Genomic DNA, 18,743 nt, shown 5'->3' on the forward strand with positions numbered 1-18,743 from the left:
GGCCGCGCCGCCCGATCAGGCGGCGCGGCCGGTCAGGTCACTCAGACTTGGTCACGCCGGCGAGGCGGAACATGCCGTCGGGATAGGGGACGAAGCCCTCGATGGCATCGTCCAGCGCCCAGATCCAGGTCTCGTGGTAGAGATAGATGATCGGCTTGTCCTCGTTGAGGATCTTGGCCGCGGCATCGTAGCTCTCCTTGCGCGCCGCCATGTCGGTCGTCACCCGCGCCTCGTCGAGCAGGCGGTCGACCTCCTCGTTCGAATACTTGGCGTCGTTGAGCCCCGCATCGGTGGTCATGAACTGGTGGATGTTGCCATCGGGATCGACCCGGCCCGACCAGCCGACCTGGCTCGCGGTGAAGTCGCCCGCGGTCTGGTCCGACAGCATGGTGGCGAATTCCTTGGAGGTGATCGAAATGTTGATCCCCGCCTCGGCGGCCATCGACTGGATCACCTGCATGAGCTGCAGGTTGACCGGCGTGTTGGGCGCCTGCACCTCGAGATCGATGCCGTTCTCGTAGCCCGCCTCGGCTAGGAGCGCCTTGGCGGCCTCGACGTCGCGCTCGGGCACCGGCAGGCTGGTGTCGTACCAGGGCGAGTTCGGCGGGAAGGCCTGGTTGCCCGCGGGCGCGGTGCCCTCGAACACCACCTGGTTGATGGCGTTGCGGTCGATCGCCAGCTCCAGCGCCTTGCGCAGCCGCGCGTCATTGCCCCACGGGTTGTCGCCGCGCTCGCCATTGCCGATGTTGAAGGTGATGCCCTGATAGCCCAGCGACACGGCCTCCTCGACCTTTAGCGAGGGATCGTTGCGGACCTGCGCCACGTCGGTGGCGGCAAGCCGGTTGATCGCGTCCACGTCGCCCGACTGCAGGTTGGCCAGACGCACGGTGCTGTCGGGGATCGGCAGGTAGGTCACGGTGTCGAAGTGGAACTCGCCGGCGTTCCAGTACTCGGCGAATTTCGACAGCACGATCTTGTCCTGCGCCACCCGCTCCTCGAACTTGTAGGGGCCCGAGCAGACCGGGGCGAGACCGAAATCGGCGCCCGCCTCGGCGGCGGCGGTGGGCGAGACCATCATGCCGGCGCGGTCGGCCAGCTGCGCCAGCAGCGTCGCGTCGGGCTGGGCGAGATCGATGCGGATCTGGTGCGGGCCCAGCACCTCGGTGCCGGTGATCGAGGCGACCTCGGACTTGCGGCGGCTCTCCTCCATGGTCTGCGACCGCTCGATATTGGCGGCCACGGCCTCGGCGTCGAAGGGGGTGCCATCATGGAAGGTCACGCCCTCGCGCAGCGTCATGGTGAGCGCGGTGCCCTCGTCGTTCCAGCTCCACTCGGTCGCGAGCTGCGGCACGATTTCCAGATCGGGCGTGATGTCGACGAGCTTGTCGCACAGCGCGGTATAGACGATGCGGCCCACGAAGGTGCGCGACTGGTCGGGGTCGAGGATGTCCGGATCGCTTTCGAGCGCGAAACGGAAATCGGCCGCCTGCGCCGAGAGCGCGGTGGCGCTCAGCAGCGCCGCGAGCAGCGTGGTCTTGCGGAAGGTCATGCGTTTACCTCTGTCTGTCGGTCAGGTGGTTGCCCCGGCGTTGCTCGCCGTTTCGGGTCGGTCTGTCTGTCGCAGCGTGGCCGCCTCGTAGAGGGCGAAGCGTCGTTGCGCGCCTTCGCTGCGCGCGGCGGCGGGGGTTAGGCCCGCCTTTGGCCGCGTGGCCGCGATCTCCTCCCAGTAATGGCAGGCGACACGGGTCTCGTTCGCCGCCACGCGCAGCTCGGGCACGCGGGTCGCGCAATCCTCTCGCGCGAAGGGGCAGCGGGTGTGAAAGCGGCAGCCCGAAGGCGGGCTGGCCGGGCTCGGCGTCTCGCCGCTGAGCGCGATGCGGGTCCGCTCGCGGCCATGCACCGGCTCGGGGATCGCCGACAGGAGCGCCAGCGTGTAGGGATGCCGGGGTGCCGCGAAGATCTCGTCGGTCGGCCCGCTCTCGACCACCTGGCCGAGATACATGACGGCGACGCGGTCGCTCATGTGGCGGATCACCGCGAGGTCGTGGGCGATGATGACCAGCGTCATGTCGAGCTTCGACTTCAGATCGTGCAGCAGGTTGACCACCTGCGCCTGTACCGAAACGTCGAGCGCCGAGACCGGCTCGTCGCCGATCACCAGGCGCGGGTTCGAGGCGAGCGCGCGGGCGATGCCGATGCGCTGGCGCTGGCCGCCCGAGAATTCGTGCGGGTAGCGGTCGGCATGCTCGGGGCGCAGCCCCACGGTCCGCAGCAGCCGGGCCACCTCCTGCCGGCGCTGCGTGCGGCTGAGCTCGGGGCGATGCGTCTCGATCGGTTCGCCCACCAGCTTGCCCACGCTCATGCGCGGGTTGAGCGAGGAGAACGGGTCCTGGAACACGAACTGCATGTCGCGGCGCAGCTCGCGCAGGTCGCGGCCGCGAATGCCCGCGATGTCGCGCCCGTCGAATTCGATCGCGCCCTCGGTCGGCTCCAGCAGCCGCATAAGCAGCCGCGCGAGGGTGGATTTGCCGCAGCCGCTCTCGCCGACGATGGCGAAGGTCTCGCCGCGCCGGACCTCGATCGAGACGCCGTCCACGGCGCGCACCGTCTTGGTCTCGGCCATGAAGCCGCCGCCGACCTGGAAATGCTTCTTGAGGCCGTCCGCCTTGAGGATCAGGTCGGTCATGCGCTGCGCTCCAGCGTCTGTTCGAGGGGGGCGAAGTGGCAGGCGACGCGGTGGCCGGGATCCTGCTCCGCGAGATCGGGCCGCGCCGCGCAGACCGGTGCCGCGAAGGGACAACGCGAGGAAAAGCGGCAACCCTCCGGCATCTGGCCGATCGCCGGGACCACGCCGGGCACGGTCGAGAGCCTGCGGCGCGGACCGGTCAGGGACGGGACCGAGGCCATCAGCCCGATGGTATAGGGGTGCTGCGGGTTCTCGAAGATCGACCGGGCCGAGCCGTATTCGACCACCTGCCCCGCATACATGACGGCGACGTTGGTCGCGATCTCGGCCACGACGCCGAGGTCGTGGGTGATCATGATCGTCCCCATGCCGGTCTCGGCCTGCAACTCCGCGATCAGCTCGAGGATCTGCGCCTGCACGGTGACGTCGAGCGCGGTGGTCGGCTCGTCCGCGATCAGCAGTTCGGGATCGTTGGCCAGCGCCATGGCGATCATCACCCGCTGCCGCATGCCGCCCGAAAGCTGGTGCGGATAGGCGTCGAACCGCTGCTCCGGCGCCGGGATGCCGACCTTGCCGAGCATCTCCAGCGCCCGTGCCCGGGCCGCCGCGTGGCCGCAGTTCCGATGCCGCTCGACCGCTTCGGCGATCTGGTCGCCGATCCGGAAGGCCGGGTTGAGCGAGGTCATCGGCTCCTGGAAGATCATCGCCATGCGGTCGCCGCGCATCTTCGCGATGCGGTCGTGGTCGCCCGGCGCGAAGGTCTCGCCGTCGAAGCGGATCCGCCCGGCGCCGAATTGCACCGAGTCCTGCGGCAGCAGCCCCATCAGCGCCAGCGCGGTCACGCTCTTGCCGCAACCGGACTCGCCAACGATGCAGAGCGTTTCGTTGCGGCCAAGCCGGAACGACACGTCCTGCACCACGTCCTGCTCCTGCCCGCGAAAGCGGAAGCGCAGGTTCTCGACCTCCAAGAGCGGCTGGTTCATGGCGCGCCTCCCGCGTTCCGGTGACCTCGGGGTCACCGCGGCTTCAACCTATTTCAAAACCAATGCCGGATTGGTGGCAGACCTGTCGCGGCCTGGCAACCCACTTTCGGAAAAGTTTCGAAAGGCATGTGCCGCGGCGGAACCGAGGCGCCGACGAGACCGCTCAAAGCTATGTTAAGATTAGGATTTTAGAGACAAGGCAGTGTCGCTCACGACGTCAACACCTCCACCGCCGGTACGGAAACTGGGCACTCATGTCCGCTGTTTCGCCAGCTACGATCCGTCCGATGCGATCGGCACGGCGCATCCTGGTATCGCCGGGTGATCCACGAAGCGACCAATCGCGGCCGCGGCATCCACGCTTCGACGCCGATGACACCGGTTCATGCTTCGTCGAAGCAACCGTCGAAACCCCGCCCCCCGCCTCGCGAGATCGGGCAGCCAAGGCTCGGCGTTCATAAACGGACCGGAATTGAATTCGACTTGCGCCGCGATATGCGCATCAATTTCCAAATAGGCCGATTGCAAATCGCATCAAACTCAATTCCCGATTTTCTTTTTATTTTTTCCCAAAGGGTGACGCCCTTCAGTCGCGGCGCAATACTCGACCCGGAGGCGCGGTTATTGCGCGCCAGCGTCATACGGAGGGACAGAGATGAGCATGTCACGTCGCAGCTTGCTGCAGATGGTCGGCCTCGCCGCCGGGACCACCGCCATGTACCAGGCGATGACCACGCTCGGTTTCGCGCAGGAATCGAGCTATGCGGGCCCGATCCGGCTCGAGGGCGATCCGCAGGGGGCCAAGGTGCTGATCCTCGGCGCCGGCCTCGCCGGCATGACCGCCGCGCTCGAGATGCGCGCCGCGGGCTACGAGGTCGAGATCATCGAATACCGCGAGAAGGCCGGCGGCCGCTGCTGGACCCTGCGCGGCGGCGACAGCTATACCGAGCTGGGCGGCGCCACGCAGGAGGTGGGCTTCGCCGAGGGCAATTACCTCAACCCCGGCCCGTGGCGCATCCCGCATCACCACCACGCGGTGCTCGACTACTGCAAGCGGCTCGGCGTGAAGCTCGAACCCTTCATCCAGAAGAACCACAACGCCTACCTGCATCGCGCGGAGGCCTTCGACGGCACGCCGCAGCGCTTCCGCGAGATCGCAACCGATTACCGCGGCCAGATCTCCGAGCTTCTCGCCAAGGTGACCAACCAAGGCGCGCTCGACGAGGAGGTGACCGAGGAGGACAAGCAGAAGCTGCTCGACAGCCTCGTCGAATACGGGATGCTCGACGAGAATTACCGCTACGTGAAATCGGACCACACCTCGGAATATCGCGGCTATCAGACATGGCCCGGCGGCGGTTTGAACGCCGCGCCCGAGCCCTCCGAGGCGATCTCGCTCGACCAGATCCTGCAATCGGAACTCTGGACCTGGCTGGTCGAGGCCGAGACCACGCATCACCAATCGACGATGTTCCAGCCGGTCGGCGGCATGGACATGATCGCCCAAGGCTTCGAGCGCGAGGTGGGCGACCTGATCACCTACAACGCCAAGGTCGTCTCGATGATCCAGGACGAGAATGGCGTGACGGTGGAGTACGAGGATCTCGCGGATGGCGGCGGGATGGTGACCCGAACCGGCGATTGCTGCGTCTGCACCATCCCCTTCTCGATCCTCGGGCAGATCGAGCACAATCTCTCGGGCGACAAGACCGCGGTCATCGATTCCATGTATTACGCGGGATCGGTGAAATTCGGTCTCGAATTCAAGCGCCGCTTCTGGGAGCAGGACGAGCATATCTATGGCGGCATCAGCTATACCGACCTGCCGATCGCGCTGATCTCCTACCCCTCGCACGACTATCTGAGCGACGGGCCCGGGGTGCTTCTGGGCGGCTATGCATGGGGCGCGACCGCCTACCAGTTCAACGCCATGCAGCCGGAGGAGCGGACCAAATGGGCGGTCGAATATGGCAGCCGGATCCATCCCCAATACACCGAGGAGTTCGACAACGGCGTCTCGGTGACATGGCACAAGGTGCCATGGGTGCTCGGCTGCTACGGCATCTGGAAGGACCGCGAGGCCGATTACGAGATCGCCGCGACGCGCGACAACCGCATCGTTCTGGCCGGCGAGCACATCTCCTACCTGCCCGGCTGGCAGGAGGGCGCGATCCTGTCCTCGCTCGACGCGATCCAGAGGCTGCATGACCACGTGACCAATTCCAACGCGGGAGAGACGCAATGAAACCGCTTCCCCTTACGCTGATCCTCTCGGGTCTCGCGCTCGGCGCGTCACTGCCGGTCCTCTCGCAGACCCAAGACCAGCCCGATGCCGGGGCCGAGACCGGCGAGATCGCGGAATCCGGCCAACGCGAGGCATTCCGCACATTCGAGCCCTCGGACGAGGAGCAGGCCTATTTCGCCGAGACCGCGAAGCTGACGCAGCAAGGCGGCGAGGCGATCTATCGCGCCGTCTGCTCGGGCTGCCACATGCCCGAGGGCGAAGGCGCGGTGGGCGCGGGCATGTATCCGGCCTTGGCCGATAACGAGATGCTCGAATTCCCCGAATACCCGATCTACGTCATCGTCCACGGGCAAAAGGCGATGCCGCCGCTCGGCGGCATTCTCGACGACGAGCAGGTCGCCGAGGTCACCAACTACATCCGTTCGAATTTCGGCAATGATTACGTCGAGGGCGAGGAGGGCATCGCGGCCACGCCCGAGGATGTCGCGGGGGTACGGCCATGACCGCGCGCCGCATCGCCGCCGCCTCGGGGCTGGCGCTGATCTGCGTCGCACCCGTCGCGGCGCAGGAACTGACCCGGCACCCGCTGCCCGACAGCGACTTTCCGATCTCGATGGCGGTCGAACTGCCCGCCGATGCGCAGCTGGTCTATCTCAGCGGCACCGTGCCGAGCGTCACCGATCCCGAGGCCGAACAGGGCAGCCGCGCCTCCTATGGCGACACCGAGGCGCAAACCGTCTCGGTCCTGCAGACCATCGAAGCCAATCTCGCACGGCTCGACCTCGCCATGTCGGACGTGGTGAAGATGACCGTGTTCCTGACCGCGACCGAGGATGGCGGCGCGATGGATTTCGCGGGCTTCATGGCGGGCTACACGCAGTTCTTCGGCACCGAGGATCAGCCCAATCTTCCGACCCGCTCGGTGGTCGAGGTGGCGGGGCTGGCGAACCCGGCCTGGCTGGTGGAGATCGAGGTGGTGGCGGTCCGGCCCTGAGCCGCCCGTCCAATCGGCCCGGGATTTGCCGGGCGCCACATGCGAAGGCCGCCCGAAGGGGCGGCCTTCGTTCCGGGCCGGATCAGCCCTTGTCCTTGAGCGCACCCTTGGCCTCGCCCTTGATGTCCTGGCCGTGACCCTTGAGCTTCTGGGCCTTGCCTTCGTTTTGCAGGTCCTTGTCGCCGGTCGCGTCGCCGATGGCATCCTTCGCGGCGCCGGCGGCCTTGTTCATCGCGCCCTTGGCCTTGTCTTCATGCTCGCTCATGTCGCGCTCCTGTAGATCTCGGATCGCAGCCCGTGACGCCAGTCCGGCATCTGGCTGCTCGCGCGACAAACAATCAGGGCGGGTATCCGTTTCCATAGGCAGCGCAATCGTGATCGCGGCGCGATGAGGCAGTTCGGCGGCTCTTCCATAATGGGCGAGGGCTGGCGGGTCCGGTGACAGCCCGCGTCACGCTGTCCACGGATGCTGCTTCGAACCTCATCCGGAATGCTTCGGCTCGCCTGCTCACCCCAACCCTCCCGAAGAGATTTTCGACGTAGGCCTTTGCAGACGCGCCTCCGGCGTTCGAGAGGCCCAAGCCGGAATACCGCCAGCAATCACGAAACTTATGCACTCGCCTAACTTTTGCTTGCGCCGAATCCTCGCCGGTGTTTAGTTAGGCACATGGCTAAGCTTGATGCACGTCTCGACCTGCACTTTGCCGCGCTCGGCGATCCGACCCGGCGCGCCATACTGTCCCGCCTCGCGCGGGGCCCGGCGAGCGTCAGCGAACTGGCCGCGCCCCATGACATGGCCCTGCCGTCCTTCATGGGGCATCTGAAGAAGCTCGAGGATGCGGGGCTGATCACCACGGTCAAGGAAGGCCGGGTGCGCCACTGCCAGCTCGCGCCGGACGCCTTCGCGCCGGTGCAGGACTGGCTCGGCGAACAGCGCGCGCTCTGGAACGGCAGGCTCGACCGTTTCGACGATTACGTCGCCAACCTGATGAAGGACCGCAACAGATGACCCTCGATCCATCGACCGATCTCAGCTTCACCCGCAAGATCGACGCGCCGCGCGAGCTGCTGTGGGAATGCTGGACCACGCCCGAGCACATAAAGCAGTTCTTCGTGCCGAAACCGCACCAGGTCACGGATTGCGAGATCGACCTGCGCCCGGGCGGCCGCTTCAACACCACCTTCAACGTCGAAGGCCACGAGATGCGCAATGACGGCGTCTGCCTCGAGGTGGTCGAGGGCCGGCGCCTCGTCTTCACCGATGCCTATACCGAGGGCTGGAAGCCCAACCCCGACCCCTTCATGACCGCGATCATCGAGTTCGAGGATCACCCCGACGGCGGCACGCGCTACACCGCGACCGCGCGGCACCGCTCGGCCGAGGCCCGGCAGCGGCACGAGGAGATGGGCTTCCATGACGGCTGGGGCACCGTCGCCACGCAGCTCGAGGACTATGCGAAATCACTGCGGACCGGGGCCGACGCCAGCTCGTGATCAAGGGCCGAGGAAGGCAAGCGCCGGGTCTCCACGACCCGCGCTCGCCTTCCTCGATCTACCGGTCGTCCCCGCGACCGGGTCTCCCGACTTGCCGCCGCCGTCCAAGCCCACCGGCATCGACCCGGACCACTGGCACCGATGACGCAAAGCCTCTCCCCCTTCCGGACCGACCAGAGGGGAAAGCGCGCCGCGCCGGGTCATTGCCAGTTGGCAACCATGTCGCAGGCGATGTCGAAGGCCTGCCGCATCGCGTCGACCCGCGCCCTGCCCTGCCCCGCGATGTCGAAGGCGGTGCCATGCGCCGGCGTCGTCACCGGGTATGGCAGCCCGCCCTGCACCGTGACGCCGCGCTCGAAGCCCAGGAGCTTGAGCGCGATCTGGCCCTGATCGTGATACATCGTCACCACCGCGTCGATCTCGCCATCCCGCAGCTTCAGGAACACCGTGTCCGAGGGCCAGGGCCCGTCCACCGGCATCTGCCGCTTCTGCATCGCCTCGATCGCCGGGCGCAGCACGTCGATCTCCTCGCGGCCGAAATTGCCGCCATCCCCCGCATGCGGGTTCAGCGCCGCGACCGAGATCCGCGGCCGCGCGATCCCTGAGCGCCGCAGCGTCCGGTCGATCAGATCGACCGCCTCCTCCAGCCGCTCGGGCGTGATCGCATCGGCCACGTCGCGCAGCGCGATATGGCTGGTGGTGCGCGAGGTCCACATGCCGTCGAGCACGTTGAGCTCGGACAAATACTCCGTCACCCCGAGCCGCTCGCCCATGTGGTGCAGCTCGTCGGCATGGGCGAGACCCGCCATGTGCATCGCCGCCTTGTTGAAGGGCGCGAAGACGAAGCCGTCGATATGCCCGGCCTGCAAGAGTTCCAGCGCCCGGTCCATGGTCGCAAGCGCCGAGCGTCCCGAGGCCTCGGTCTCGACCGCCACCTCGATCTCCGAGGCGGCGATGGTCTCGGTCTCGTGCCATGCGATGCCCTCGGGGGGCGCGCGCCAATCCTCAGGATCAACCGGCACGAGGGCATACTCCGCGCCCGCCTGACGCATGCCCTGCTCGAACACGCAGCGATCGCCGATCAGCAGGATCTCGGCGGCCTCGCGGACACCCTCCGCCGCCATCAGCTTCGCAATCAGCTCGGGGCCGATGCCGCTGGGATCGCCGGGGATGATGCCGATACGGGGTGTCATGTCTTGCGGCCCTCCTCGGCCTGTTCGGATCGGGTCTTGGCGATGTTCTCCACCGCGGTCTCGAGATGCTGGCGCAGCGCCGCCGCCGTGGCGACCGCGTCGCGCGCCTTGAGGGCGAGGACCACCTCCTCGTGCTGGCGCAGCGTGCGCGGCCGGTCCGGCTTGCGCTGCGAGGAGATGAAGCGCGCGCGCCAGAGCCGCGCGTTGTACTGCCGCTGGGTCTGCGCCAGCGGCCGGTTGCGGCTGGCGGTCACGATGGCCTCGTGAAAGGCCATGTCGCGGCGAAAGAAGGTCAGCGGCTCGTCGGTCTCGGAGCCCTCGACCATCTCCTGGCAGATCCGCTCGATCTCGGCGATCTCCTCGTCGGTGGCGTTGCGGCAGGCCTGCTCGCCGGCCAGCGCCTCGATCGCGCCGAGCACCGAGAGGTTCTGCTCCAGCGTCTCCAGATCCGGATCGGCCACGAAGGGCCGGCGGGTCGGCGAATAGACCACCAGCTCCTCGGCCTCGAGGATGCGCAGCGCCTCGCGCAGCGGCGTGCGGCTGATCCCCATCGCCTCCGCGAGGTCGCGCTCGCGGATCGGGGCGCCGGGGGCCAGCTTGGCCAGCAGGATCAGCTCGCGCAGCCGTTCGGCCACCTCGTCGCACAGCGTCTTGCGCCCCGAGATCGGCGCCATTTCGGCGAGGCTTTTCGACAGGTTGGACTCGTCGGTCATGGTCGTGTTTCCTTTCAGCGCCCCCAGCGCAGCACGATGGGGTCGAGGGGCCGCAGCAGCCCGATCAGCTCGGCGCGCGTCTCGGGCGGCAGCGGCGGCACCGGGTGGCGGCAGAAGTCGGAGCGGATCACGCCGCCCTCGACCATCGCCGCCTTGGCGGCGCGAAAGCCGCATTGCTGGTTCTCGTGGTTGATCGCGGGCAGGATCCTCGTATAGCCCGCGACCGCCCGCTCGCGATCGCCCGCGTGATGCGCCGTCACCACCTCGCGGATCAGCTCCGGGATCATCGCCGAACACATGGTGCCGGTCGCGCCCGCGTCGAGATCGGCGAGCATGGTGATCCCCTCCTCGCCGTCGAGCGGGCTGACGATGGCCTCGCCGCCCTCGGCGATCAGCGCCCGCAGCTTGGCCGCGGCACCGGCGCATTCGATCTTGAAATGCTGCACCATCTCGATCTCGCGCGCCATCCGCACCAGAAGCGGTACCGGCAGCTCGACCCCCGAGAGCGGCGCGTCCTGCACCATGATCGGGATGCCGACCTCGCCCACCTGGGCGAACTGCTCGTAGCATTGCTCGGCCGTGCCCTTCAGCAGCGCCCCGTGATAGGGCGGCATCATCATCACCGCGACCGCGCCCAGATCGCGCGCCAGCCGGGCCCGCGCCACCACGATCGGCGTCGCGTAATGCGAGATGGTGACGATCACCGGCAGCCGGCCCGCGAGATGCGCGAGGCAGTGCCGGGTCAGCGTCTCGCGCTCTGCGTCCGAGATCAGGAACTGCTCGGAAAAGTTGGCGAGGATACAGACGCCGTCGGCGCCCTGCTCCATGGTGCAGTCGAGCACCCGTGTCATGCCCGGCAGGTCGAGCGTGCCATCCTCGTTGAAGGGGGTCGGCGCGACCGGCCATGCGCCGGTCAGGGTCTGGGGCCTCATGGCGGTCATTCCTCGATCCGGAAGTTGTCGAGATGCCGGTCGCTGATCGAGATACCCAGTCCCGGCGTTTCGTCGTCGAGCTGCAGGAAGCCGCCCTGTGCCTCCGGATCGCCCTCGAAGATGTAGTAGAACAGCTCGTTGCCGACCTCGACGTCGAAGACCGGGAAGTATTCGGCGATGGGGCAGTTCGCATTGGCCATGGTCAGGTGGTAGTTGTGCATCTGCCCGGCATGCGGGATCACCGGCACCTGGAACGCCTCGGCGATGGCGTTGATCTTCTGCGCGGCCGTGATGCCGCCGACCCGGTTGGTGTCGTATTGCAGCACGCTGACCGCACCGCGGCGCAGCAGGTCGGCGCAGCCCATCACCGAGAACTCGTGCTCGCCGCCCGAGATCGGCACGATGTTCATGGCATTCAGCTCGGCATAGCCCGCCACGTCGTCGGCGATCACCGGCTCCTCGAGCCAGCGCGGCTCGTATTTGGCGAGCTTGGGCAGCATCCGCTTGGCGTAGTCGAGGTTCCAGCCCATGTAGCATTCGAGCATGAGATCGTTGTCGTAGCCGATCACCTCGCGCAGCGCCTCGACCCGCTTGAGGTTCTCGCGCATGCCCGGCATGCCGTCCTTGGGGCCGTAGCCGAAGCGCGACTTGTAGGCGGTATAGCCGTTCGCCATGGCCTCTTCGGCCTCTGCCTGCATCTCGCGAATGTCGCGGGCATAGAGCTTGGAGTAGTAGACCGGGATCTTCTCCTTGGTGCGGCCGCCCAGGAGCTTGAAGACCGGCTTGCCGACGAGCTTGCCCATCGCGTCCCAGATCGCGATGTCGATCGCCGAGATCGCGGTCATGCCGATGCCCTTGCGGCCCCAGGCATGGGTGCGGCGATACATCTTCTCCCAGATATAGGCGTAGTCGAACGGGTCCTCGCCGATCACCAGCGGCGCGTACCAGTCGTCGATCGCCTGCTTGACCACGCTGGGCGCCAGCGCGGCGTTGCCGATGCCGATTGTGCCGTCGTCGCATTCCACCTCGCAGGTCAGCCACTGGTGGAACCGGAAGGAGGACATCGCGTCGCCCTTCTCGTAGAGCGCGTCCGAGGCGTTGGTGCAGAAATTGCCCTGCGGCGGAACGGTGGGGCCGGTCCAGTGCCAGACGCGGGTGCGGATCGAGGTGATCTTGGTCACGACGCGATCTCCTTTCGTGTGATTTTGCGAATGAGGTGGGTGGTCGGCGCCCCGAAGAGCGCGAGCAGGGTCAGCGCGAAGAAGGTCAGCGCGATCGGCCGGGTGAAGAGCATCCACCATTCGCCCCGGAACATCGCGACCGACTGGCCGAGCCGCTGCTCGACCATGGCGCCCAGCACCAGCCCGATGGCCAGCGAGACCACCGAGAAGCCGTGGCGGATCATCAGGTGGCCGATCACCCCGAAGGCCAGCGCGATGATCACGTCGACCTGCGATTGCCGGATCGCATAGGCGCCGACGATCGAGAACAGGAACACCAGCGGCCACAGGATCCGCACCGGGATGGTGGTGATCCGCGCGAAGATCGGCGCGCCGCCCAGCCCCACGGCGATGAACAGCAGGTTGGCCACGAGCAGCGCCGCGAAGATCACGCCCAGGAACTCGCCCTGCTCGGCGAAGAGCATCGGCCCGGGCTGCAAGCCTTGGGTCAGGAGCCCCGCGAGGATGATCGCCGCGGTCGGGCTGCCAGGGATGCCGAGCGCCAGCGTCGGCACCAGCGAGCCGCCGATGGCCGAGTTGTTGGCCGCCTCCGAGGCGGCGATGCCCTCGATCTCGCCATTGCCGAAATTGTCGCGGTTCGGCGACCAGCGCCGCGCCTCGTTGTAGGAGATCATCGAAGCGATGGTCGCGCCCTCGGCCGGCAGCACGCCGATGAAAGTGCCGATGCCGGTGGAGCGCAGCACCGTGGTGCGGATGCGCCGAATGTCGGCCCAGCTGGGCAGCTTGACCGCGCGCATGGCGATGAGGCGCCGCTCGGTGCCGAGCTGGGTCGACTGGCGCAGCAGTTCGGCGATGCCGAAGATGCCGATCATCACCGGCACGAAGCCGATGCCGTCATAGAGCGCGTGGGTGCCGAAGGTATAGCGCTCCACGCCCGTGAGCAGGTCGACGCCGATGGTGGCGAGCAGCACGCCGAAGGCGCCCGCGATCAGGTTCTTCACCGCCGATCCGCCGCCGATCGTGGCCAGCATCGACAGGCCGAACAGCGTCAGCGCGAAATATTCCGGCGGCCCGAAATCATAGGCCAGCCTCGCCATCAGCGGCGCCGCCACGAACAGGAACACGATCGAGACCAGCCCGCCGAAGGTCGAGGCGATGGTCGCGACGCCGAGCGCGCGCCCGGCCTCGCCGCGCAGCGCCAGGGGGTAGCCGTCGAGGCAGGTGGTGGCCGAGGCCGAGGTGCCCGGCGTGTTGATCAGGATCGCGGTGATCGATCCCGCGAAGGTGGCCGATCCGTAGATCGTCGCCAGCACCACAGTGGCCGAGATCGGGTCCATGGTCAGGGTGAAGGGCAGCATCAGCGCCGCGCCGGTGGTGGCGTTGAGCCCCGGCAAAACCCCGATCACCGTGCCCGCCAGCGTCGTGGCGACGATGAGCAGCAAAAGCTTCGGGTCGCCGAGGGCCAGAAGCCCCGAGAGGATATCGCCCATGTCGCGCCTACCCGTAATAGAGGTTGATGAGAAAGCCGCGCGGGAAGCGGACCTGGAAGGCGGCGTCGAAGAACAGAACCACCGCGACCGGCGCCACGAGGCCGAGGCCGATCAGCACGAGGGGCCGTCTTTCGCCCCAGCACCATGCGAGGCCGGCGCAGCCGATCATCAGCGCGAACAGGAAATCGCCGATCAGCGCCAGCCCTCCGAACAGGCCGAGCATCAGCACCGAGAGATGGAACTCGCGCGGCAGCGCGCCGGGGCGATCTTCTCCGGCATGGCGCGCCTGCCACAGGCCGATCAGCGACAGCGCGATGATGATGCCGGCCACCAGCCGCGGAAACGCGCCCGGCTGAAAGCCGCGGATCAGCATCGGCGGCACGTCCTTGAAGGTGTAGGACCAGCCATAGGCGAAGCCGGCGATCAACGCGCAGACGATCAACGGCAGGAATGACGAATATCGGGCCCTCATGCGGGTACTCCTCCCCGGGGGTGAACGGAGCGCGACGGCCGCCCCTCCCGGGCGGCCGTCCGTCGGGCCGGCTCAGCCGCCGATATAGCCGAGCTCGACCAGCGCCTCGCGCATCCGGGCGACGGAGTTGTTCATCTGCGCGCCCCAGACCTCGGCATCCGCGACCGAGCTTTCGTCGAGACCCTGGCTTTCGAGGAACTCGAGATATTCGGGCGATGTCATGCCCTCCATCATCGCCGCGCGGATCTGCTCGACCACGGCCTCGGGCGTGCCCTCCTTGACGGCGAAGCCGCGCACGGTGGCGAAATCGGCGTCGATGCCGAGATCGGCGGTGGTCGGGGTGTCGGGCGCGGTGGCAAGGCGCTCCGCGCCCATCACCACCATCGGGCAGACCTCGCCCGCCTCGATCTGCGCCACCGCCTCGCCGTAGTTCAGCACGCCCACGTCGACATTGCCGCCGACGAGGTTGGTCAGCAGGTCGCCGCCGCCCTCGAAGGGAATGATGTCGGGCTGTGCCAGACCCGCCGCCTTGGCGAACATGAAGGCCGAAACGTCGTCGATATTGGCGACGTGGGTGACGCCGTAGGACATCGAGTCCTGCTTCTGGGCGTCGATGAAGGCCTGGGTATCCTCGTGGACGCCGCATTTGGCCATCAGCACCTGCGGGTCATTGGTGCCGCGCGCGATCGGGATCAGGCCCTCGGCGCCGCTGGCGCCGTTCTTGGCCTGAGTCACGGCATGACCGGTGGTCCAGACGAGGATGGTGTGACCATCGGCGGGCTGACGGTCCAGATACTCCATCGACACCGCGCCCGAGCCGCCCTGCCGGCTGGCGATGACCATGTCGGTGCCCAGCACCGGCGCCACCGAGGCGATCATCATGCGGGCGGTCGTGTCGGTGCCGCCACCGGCGCCCGAATGGGTCACCACCTCGATGGTGCCGTCCGGATAGGCATCCTGCGCAAGCGCTGCGACGGGGGTCGTGATGGCGGCAAGGATCGCCACGGTTTTCATCAGCATCTTCAAGTCTCCTCCCTGATTCCCACTGCACCAAGCCGGGTGCACCCCAATCGTTAAACCGCCGAAATCGACATGTCAAAGTTTTGGCATGCCAAAATACCGGAAAGTGGTCGATCGGTTAAATTATGGAGGAAAAGCCGCGGGCTCTCACCCGACGAGGGCGCAAGCGATTGCGGGAGGGCGGTCCGAGCCGCCGAGAGGCGCATACGATCGGAGGCGGCCTATCGGGTGTGTCCGCGGACTAGCTTCGAGACCGGGCGTCGCGATTCCGCTCCACCCAGCGAGGGCCGGATCTCCGGCTGTCTTCGCCCGACAGATCGGCAAGATACTGGCGCAGGAGCCGCGCGCGGTTCGGGCGGAAGCTCTCGCGCGTCGGCTGGACCGACACGATCCGCGCGACGCGGAACTTCCGGAAATCCTGTCTAAGGCAGCAAAACGCCAGCACCCCGATGCCCGTGTCGAGATAGACGATGGCGATGGGATGAATGCGCCGCTCGCTCGGTGCCCCCTGCGCGTCGCGATTCGAGATGTCGAGCGCGCGTTCGTCCCAGCAGGCCGCCCGGATCACCGAGAGGTCTGGCACCTGCTGCACCTGCGCTTGGTGGCGATGCACCATGTGGGTCGCGTGAAGCACCTGCCGCTGCAGGCGTTGCGGCAGGGTCGCGGCGATCTTGGCAAGCGCGGAATCGGCGGCCCGGGCCATCTGCGGATCGCCACGCTGGCGCACATCGCCGAGGCCGAGCACCAGCGCCTCCAACTCGATCCGGTCAAAGCTCTGCGGCGGCAGCGCCGGGTCCTCGGTCAGGGTGTAGCCCAGCCCCGGCGCGCCGTCGATCAGCGCGCCACTGGCCCGGAGGCTGGCGATGTCCCGATACAGCGTCCGAAGCGACACCTCAGTCTCGCCTGCTAGCCGTTCGGCGGTTACCGGGCCCGGCAGGACCCGCAGGGCATTCAGCAGGCGCAACAGGCGGTCGGAGCGGCTCATGGGATCCTGACGGAAACTGGCAGTAGGGTGAGCATATGATGGCAGCCGGATCGACACCACATCGAGAGGATCTTCACCATGCTCACCCTCTACCACGCGCCACTCAGCCGGTCGTCGCGTATCATACACCTGATCGAGGAGCTGGGGATCCACGACCGGATCGAGATCCGGATCGTGCCGATCCTGCGCAATGACGGGTCGCTCAGCCCGGGCGAGGCGCACAACCCCCACCCGGAGGGAAAGGTGCCGCTGCTCGTACATGACAGCGTCGAAATCTGGGAATCCAACGCCATTATCCTCTACCTTACCGACCTGTTTCCGCAGGCGGGGATGGGACCGGTGGCGGGCGATCCGATGCGCGGACGCTACCTGAGCTGGCTGGCCTGATACGGCAACGTGGTCGAACCGGTGCTGGTCTTCGGCGCTGCCGAGCTGTCGCACCCCTATCTCGACCGCACCTTCCGGGGCCGGACCGAGATGATTGCGCGGCTGGCGGGCGCGCTGCAGGACGCGCCCTTCCTGATGGGCGAAGCCTTTACAGCGGCGGACCTGCTGCTCGTCTCGCCCTTCATATGGTTCCCCGAGACCGCGCCGGACCATCCCGCGATCCGGGCCTGGATCGACCAATGCGAGGCCCGCACCTCGGCGGTCAAAGCGGCCGCCTTCGACGCCGAACTACTGAGCCGCTCCGAGGTGGCCTGAGGCCTCGAAGCGGCACCGGCCGAAGTTCCGGCGGGTGCCGCTTCGACCCTCCACGACGCATCGTCGCGCCCGACCCGCCGTCCAAAGAACCGTTGAGCTGCGCCGCCTGAGATCAATGCGCCGGCGGCGCCGCTACACCGGACGCGGCTGTTGTCACGCTGTCGCCCCCCGGAATCGGGCTGTAATACGCGCCTTTATCGACGCCACGCGTCGTTCATATTCGCGATCAGGCGGCGCCCAACCGCGCTGCATTCGGCACCTTGCGGGGCCGGTTTCGCCGCGTTCTTCGGCAGACAGGTGTCTGCGGTGACCCGCGCTCGCGTGAAATCCCGAAAATGACTGGCGGCCGCATGGGTTCTGCCTGTCCGAATAGCTGAGCGAGGTGGGCAAACCCCTGCCTCGGCCGCAACGGCGCGGCGGTTTTCGTCACATCGGCCCTCCCCGCGCGGCAACGGCGCTGCGCACTCTCCTGACACCCCGCCGGATCGCGGGAGCCATGCCCCCTCGGGCGACGCTCTCCCGGATCGAAACCGTCGCGGCCCGGAAAACCCGGTTCCGCCCGAAACCCCGGAGGACGCCATGTCCCGTCACCCCCTCGTCATCGGTCATGGCCCGGCGCGCCGCTCCGATATCTGCCGCGCAGCGCGCGCCACCGCCTGCCGCCCCACGCTGGACGCTCTCCTACCCGCCCGGTCCGGCGGCCGGAACATCGAACCGGGATCGATCCCCGGCGCCTGATCGCCGGACACCTCAAAACTCTGAGAAAGCTTAGAAAATGTCGTATGTCGCTCCCAAGGAATTCGCGGTCAAGATGGTCGATGCCGGCGAATCCAAGATCTTCATGTCCACCAAGGACACCCTGATCCGATCCTACATGGCCGGCGCGATCCTCGCGCTCGCCGCCGCCTTCGCCGTGACCATCGCGGTGCAGACCGGCAATTTCCTCGTCGCCTCGCTGCTGTTCCCGGTCGGATTCTGCCTGCTCTACCTTATGGGCTTCGACCTGTTGACCGGGGTGTTCACGCTGGCGCCGCTCGCCGTCTTCGCCAAGCGTCCCGGCTGCACTTGGGCCGGCGTGCTGCGCAATTGGGGCCTCGTCTTCTGCGGCAATTTCGCGGGCGCGATGACCACGGCGATCCTAATGGCGGTCGTTTTCACCACCGGCTTTTCGGCCGAGCCCGACGCGGTCGGCCAGCGGATCGGCACCATCGGCGAGGCCCGGACCATCGGCTATGCCGCCGCCGGCGGCGCCGGGCTGCTCACCGTCTTCGTGCGCGCGATCCTGTGCAACTGGATGGTCTCCACCGGCGTCGTCGCCGCGATGATGTCGACCTCGACCTCGGGCAAGATCATGGCGATGTGGATGCCGATCCTCGTCTTCTTCTATCTCGGCTTCGAGCATTCCATCGTGAACATGTTCCTGTTCCCCTCGGGCATCATGCTGGGCGGCGAATTTACCTGGGCGGACTACTTCATCTACAACGAGATCCCGGTCGTACTGGGCAACCTCGTCGGCGGCCTGACCTTTGTGGGCGGCATGATCTACATGACCCATTTCCGGGAATCGCCCAAGCGCAACGCCAAGTTCGCGCGCAACGACGACATGACCGGTTTTCCCGCCGAGTGATCGCCCCTCACGGGCTCCGCTCCGGC

General features: G+C 67.2%; 21 protein-coding genes. 9 read left to right on the top strand and 12 right to left on the bottom strand.

Annotated features, from left to right (window positions below; genetic code table 11):
* Positions 1-37: 37 nt before the first annotated feature.
* Genes LOS8367_RS09885 through LOS8367_RS09895 form a run of 3 tightly spaced genes read right to left on the bottom strand, consistent with a single transcriptional unit; the run spans position 38 to position 3,669 of the window.
* The gene (locus LOS8367_RS09885) at positions 38-1,549 is read right to left on the bottom strand and encodes an ABC transporter substrate-binding protein (RefSeq protein WP_085896338.1); all 1,512 of its coding nucleotides are present in this window, start codon (positions 1,547-1,549) and stop codon (positions 38-40) included.
* Between the two features lie 21 nt (positions 1,550-1,570).
* Entirely contained in the window at positions 1,571-2,686 is a 1,116-nt protein-coding gene (locus LOS8367_RS09890; protein ID WP_085896339.1) for an ABC transporter ATP-binding protein, read from the bottom strand.
* A complete protein-coding gene (locus LOS8367_RS09895; RefSeq protein WP_085896340.1) occupies positions 2,683-3,669 on the bottom strand; it encodes an ABC transporter ATP-binding protein in 987 nt (328 codons plus the stop codon). Before LOS8367_RS09895 ends, LOS8367_RS09890 begins: the two co-directional genes overlap by 4 nt.
* Before the next feature lie 655 nt (positions 3,670-4,324).
* Here LOS8367_RS09895 and LOS8367_RS09900 point away from each other — a divergent pair.
* Genes LOS8367_RS09900 through LOS8367_RS09910 form a run of 3 tightly spaced genes read left to right on the top strand, consistent with a single transcriptional unit; the run spans position 4,325 to position 6,908 of the window.
* Positions 4,325-5,914 carry a flavin monoamine oxidase family protein gene (locus LOS8367_RS09900; protein ID WP_242665553.1) on the top strand — a complete coding sequence of 530 codons (1,590 nt, stop codon included), beginning with the start codon at positions 4,325-4,327 and terminating at the stop codon, positions 5,912-5,914.
* Entirely contained in the window at positions 5,911-6,417 is a 507-nt protein-coding gene (locus tag LOS8367_RS09905; protein ID WP_085896341.1) for a c-type cytochrome, read from the top strand. Before LOS8367_RS09900 ends, LOS8367_RS09905 begins: the two co-directional genes overlap by 4 nt.
* Positions 6,414-6,908, top strand: coding sequence for a RidA family protein (locus tag LOS8367_RS09910; RefSeq protein WP_085896342.1), 495 nt, complete (start codon positions 6,414-6,416; stop codon positions 6,906-6,908). The genes LOS8367_RS09905 and LOS8367_RS09910 overlap by 4 nt, the downstream gene beginning before the upstream one ends.
* Before the next feature lie 82 nt (positions 6,909-6,990).
* On the opposite strand, the gene LOS8367_RS09915 is transcribed toward LOS8367_RS09910, so the two are convergent.
* Positions 6,991-7,269, bottom strand: a complete 279-nt coding sequence (locus LOS8367_RS09915) for a CsbD family protein (protein ID WP_242665554.1) — start codon at positions 7,267-7,269, stop codon at positions 6,991-6,993.
* 306 nt (positions 7,270-7,575) lie between these two features.
* Here LOS8367_RS09915 and LOS8367_RS09920 point away from each other — a divergent pair, with 306 nt between their 5' ends.
* Both LOS8367_RS09920 and LOS8367_RS09925 read left to right on the top strand, forming a co-directional pair.
* Positions 7,576-7,917 (top strand): ArsR/SmtB family transcription factor, encoded by a 342-nt coding sequence (locus LOS8367_RS09920; protein ID WP_085896344.1) that lies wholly within the window; start codon positions 7,576-7,578, stop codon positions 7,915-7,917.
* Positions 7,914-8,402, top strand: a complete 489-nt coding sequence (locus tag LOS8367_RS09925; protein WP_085896345.1) for an SRPBCC family protein — start codon at positions 7,914-7,916, stop codon at positions 8,400-8,402. The genes LOS8367_RS09920 and LOS8367_RS09925 overlap by 4 nt, the downstream gene beginning before the upstream one ends.
* A gap of 200 nt (positions 8,403-8,602) precedes the next feature.
* On the opposite strand, the gene LOS8367_RS09930 is transcribed toward LOS8367_RS09925, so the two are convergent.
* The 8 genes from LOS8367_RS09930 to LOS8367_RS09965 all read right to left on the bottom strand — a co-directional run bounded on the left by LOS8367_RS09930 (position 8,603) and on the right by LOS8367_RS09965 (position 16,388).
* Positions 8,603-9,595 carry a 4-hydroxythreonine-4-phosphate dehydrogenase PdxA gene (locus LOS8367_RS09930; protein ID WP_085896346.1) on the bottom strand — a complete coding sequence of 331 codons (993 nt, stop codon included), beginning with the start codon at positions 9,593-9,595 and terminating at the stop codon, positions 8,603-8,605.
* Positions 9,592-10,308 carry a GntR family transcriptional regulator gene (locus tag LOS8367_RS09935; RefSeq protein ID WP_085896347.1) on the bottom strand — a complete coding sequence of 239 codons (717 nt, stop codon included), beginning with the start codon at positions 10,306-10,308 and terminating at the stop codon, positions 9,592-9,594. The genes LOS8367_RS09930 and LOS8367_RS09935 overlap by 4 nt, the downstream gene beginning before the upstream one ends.
* Before the next feature lie 14 nt (positions 10,309-10,322).
* The gene (locus LOS8367_RS09940; RefSeq protein ID WP_207569249.1) at positions 10,323-11,249 is read right to left on the bottom strand and encodes a dihydrodipicolinate synthase family protein; all 927 of its coding nucleotides are present in this window, start codon (positions 11,247-11,249) and stop codon (positions 10,323-10,325) included.
* Positions 11,246-12,421 carry an L-rhamnonate dehydratase gene (locus LOS8367_RS09945; protein WP_085896349.1) on the bottom strand — a complete coding sequence of 392 codons (1,176 nt, stop codon included), beginning with the start codon at positions 12,419-12,421 and terminating at the stop codon, positions 11,246-11,248. Before LOS8367_RS09945 ends, LOS8367_RS09940 begins: the two co-directional genes overlap by 4 nt.
* On the bottom strand, positions 12,418-13,911 hold the full coding sequence (locus LOS8367_RS09950) for a tripartite tricarboxylate transporter permease (RefSeq protein WP_085896350.1): 1,494 nt from the start codon (positions 13,909-13,911) through the stop codon (positions 12,418-12,420). Before LOS8367_RS09950 ends, LOS8367_RS09945 begins: the two co-directional genes overlap by 4 nt.
* A 7-nt stretch (positions 13,912-13,918) precedes the next feature.
* On the bottom strand, positions 13,919-14,383 hold the full coding sequence (locus tag LOS8367_RS09955) for a tripartite tricarboxylate transporter TctB family protein (RefSeq protein WP_085896351.1): 465 nt from the start codon (positions 14,381-14,383) through the stop codon (positions 13,919-13,921).
* Positions 14,384-14,455: 72 nt separating this feature from the next.
* Positions 14,456-15,403 (bottom strand): Bug family tripartite tricarboxylate transporter substrate binding protein, encoded by a 948-nt coding sequence (locus LOS8367_RS09960; RefSeq protein ID WP_106535052.1) that lies wholly within the window; start codon positions 15,401-15,403, stop codon positions 14,456-14,458.
* Positions 15,404-15,644: 241 nt separating this feature from the next.
* Positions 15,645-16,388 (bottom strand): helix-turn-helix transcriptional regulator, encoded by a 744-nt coding sequence (locus tag LOS8367_RS09965; protein WP_085896352.1) that lies wholly within the window; start codon positions 16,386-16,388, stop codon positions 15,645-15,647.
* Positions 16,389-16,466: 78 nt separating this feature from the next.
* On the opposite strand from LOS8367_RS09965, the gene LOS8367_RS19270 reads away from it, so the two are divergent.
* The 4 genes from LOS8367_RS19270 (at position 16,467) to LOS8367_RS09975 (ending at position 18,717) form a co-directional block, all read left to right on the top strand.
* A complete protein-coding gene (locus LOS8367_RS19270) occupies positions 16,467-16,775 on the top strand; it encodes a glutathione S-transferase N-terminal domain-containing protein (protein WP_242665555.1) in 309 nt (102 codons plus the stop codon).
* Between the two features lie 9 nt (positions 16,776-16,784).
* Positions 16,785-17,090 carry a glutathione binding-like protein gene (locus tag LOS8367_RS19275; RefSeq protein ID WP_242665556.1) on the top strand — a complete coding sequence of 102 codons (306 nt, stop codon included), beginning with the start codon at positions 16,785-16,787 and terminating at the stop codon, positions 17,088-17,090.
* A gap of 579 nt (positions 17,091-17,669) precedes the next feature.
* Positions 17,670-17,828, top strand: coding sequence for a hypothetical protein (locus LOS8367_RS19050; RefSeq protein WP_165761437.1), 159 nt, complete (start codon positions 17,670-17,672; stop codon positions 17,826-17,828).
* A gap of 37 nt (positions 17,829-17,865) precedes the next feature.
* The gene (locus tag LOS8367_RS09975) at positions 17,866-18,717 is read left to right on the top strand and encodes a formate/nitrite transporter family protein (RefSeq protein WP_085896353.1); all 852 of its coding nucleotides are present in this window, start codon (positions 17,866-17,868) and stop codon (positions 18,715-18,717) included.
* Positions 18,718-18,743: the final 26 nt, after the last annotated feature.

It is taken from the genome of Limimaricola soesokkakensis (assembly GCF_900172345.1).
Taxonomy (GTDB): Bacteria; Pseudomonadota; Alphaproteobacteria; order Rhodobacterales; family Rhodobacteraceae; genus Limimaricola; species Limimaricola soesokkakensis.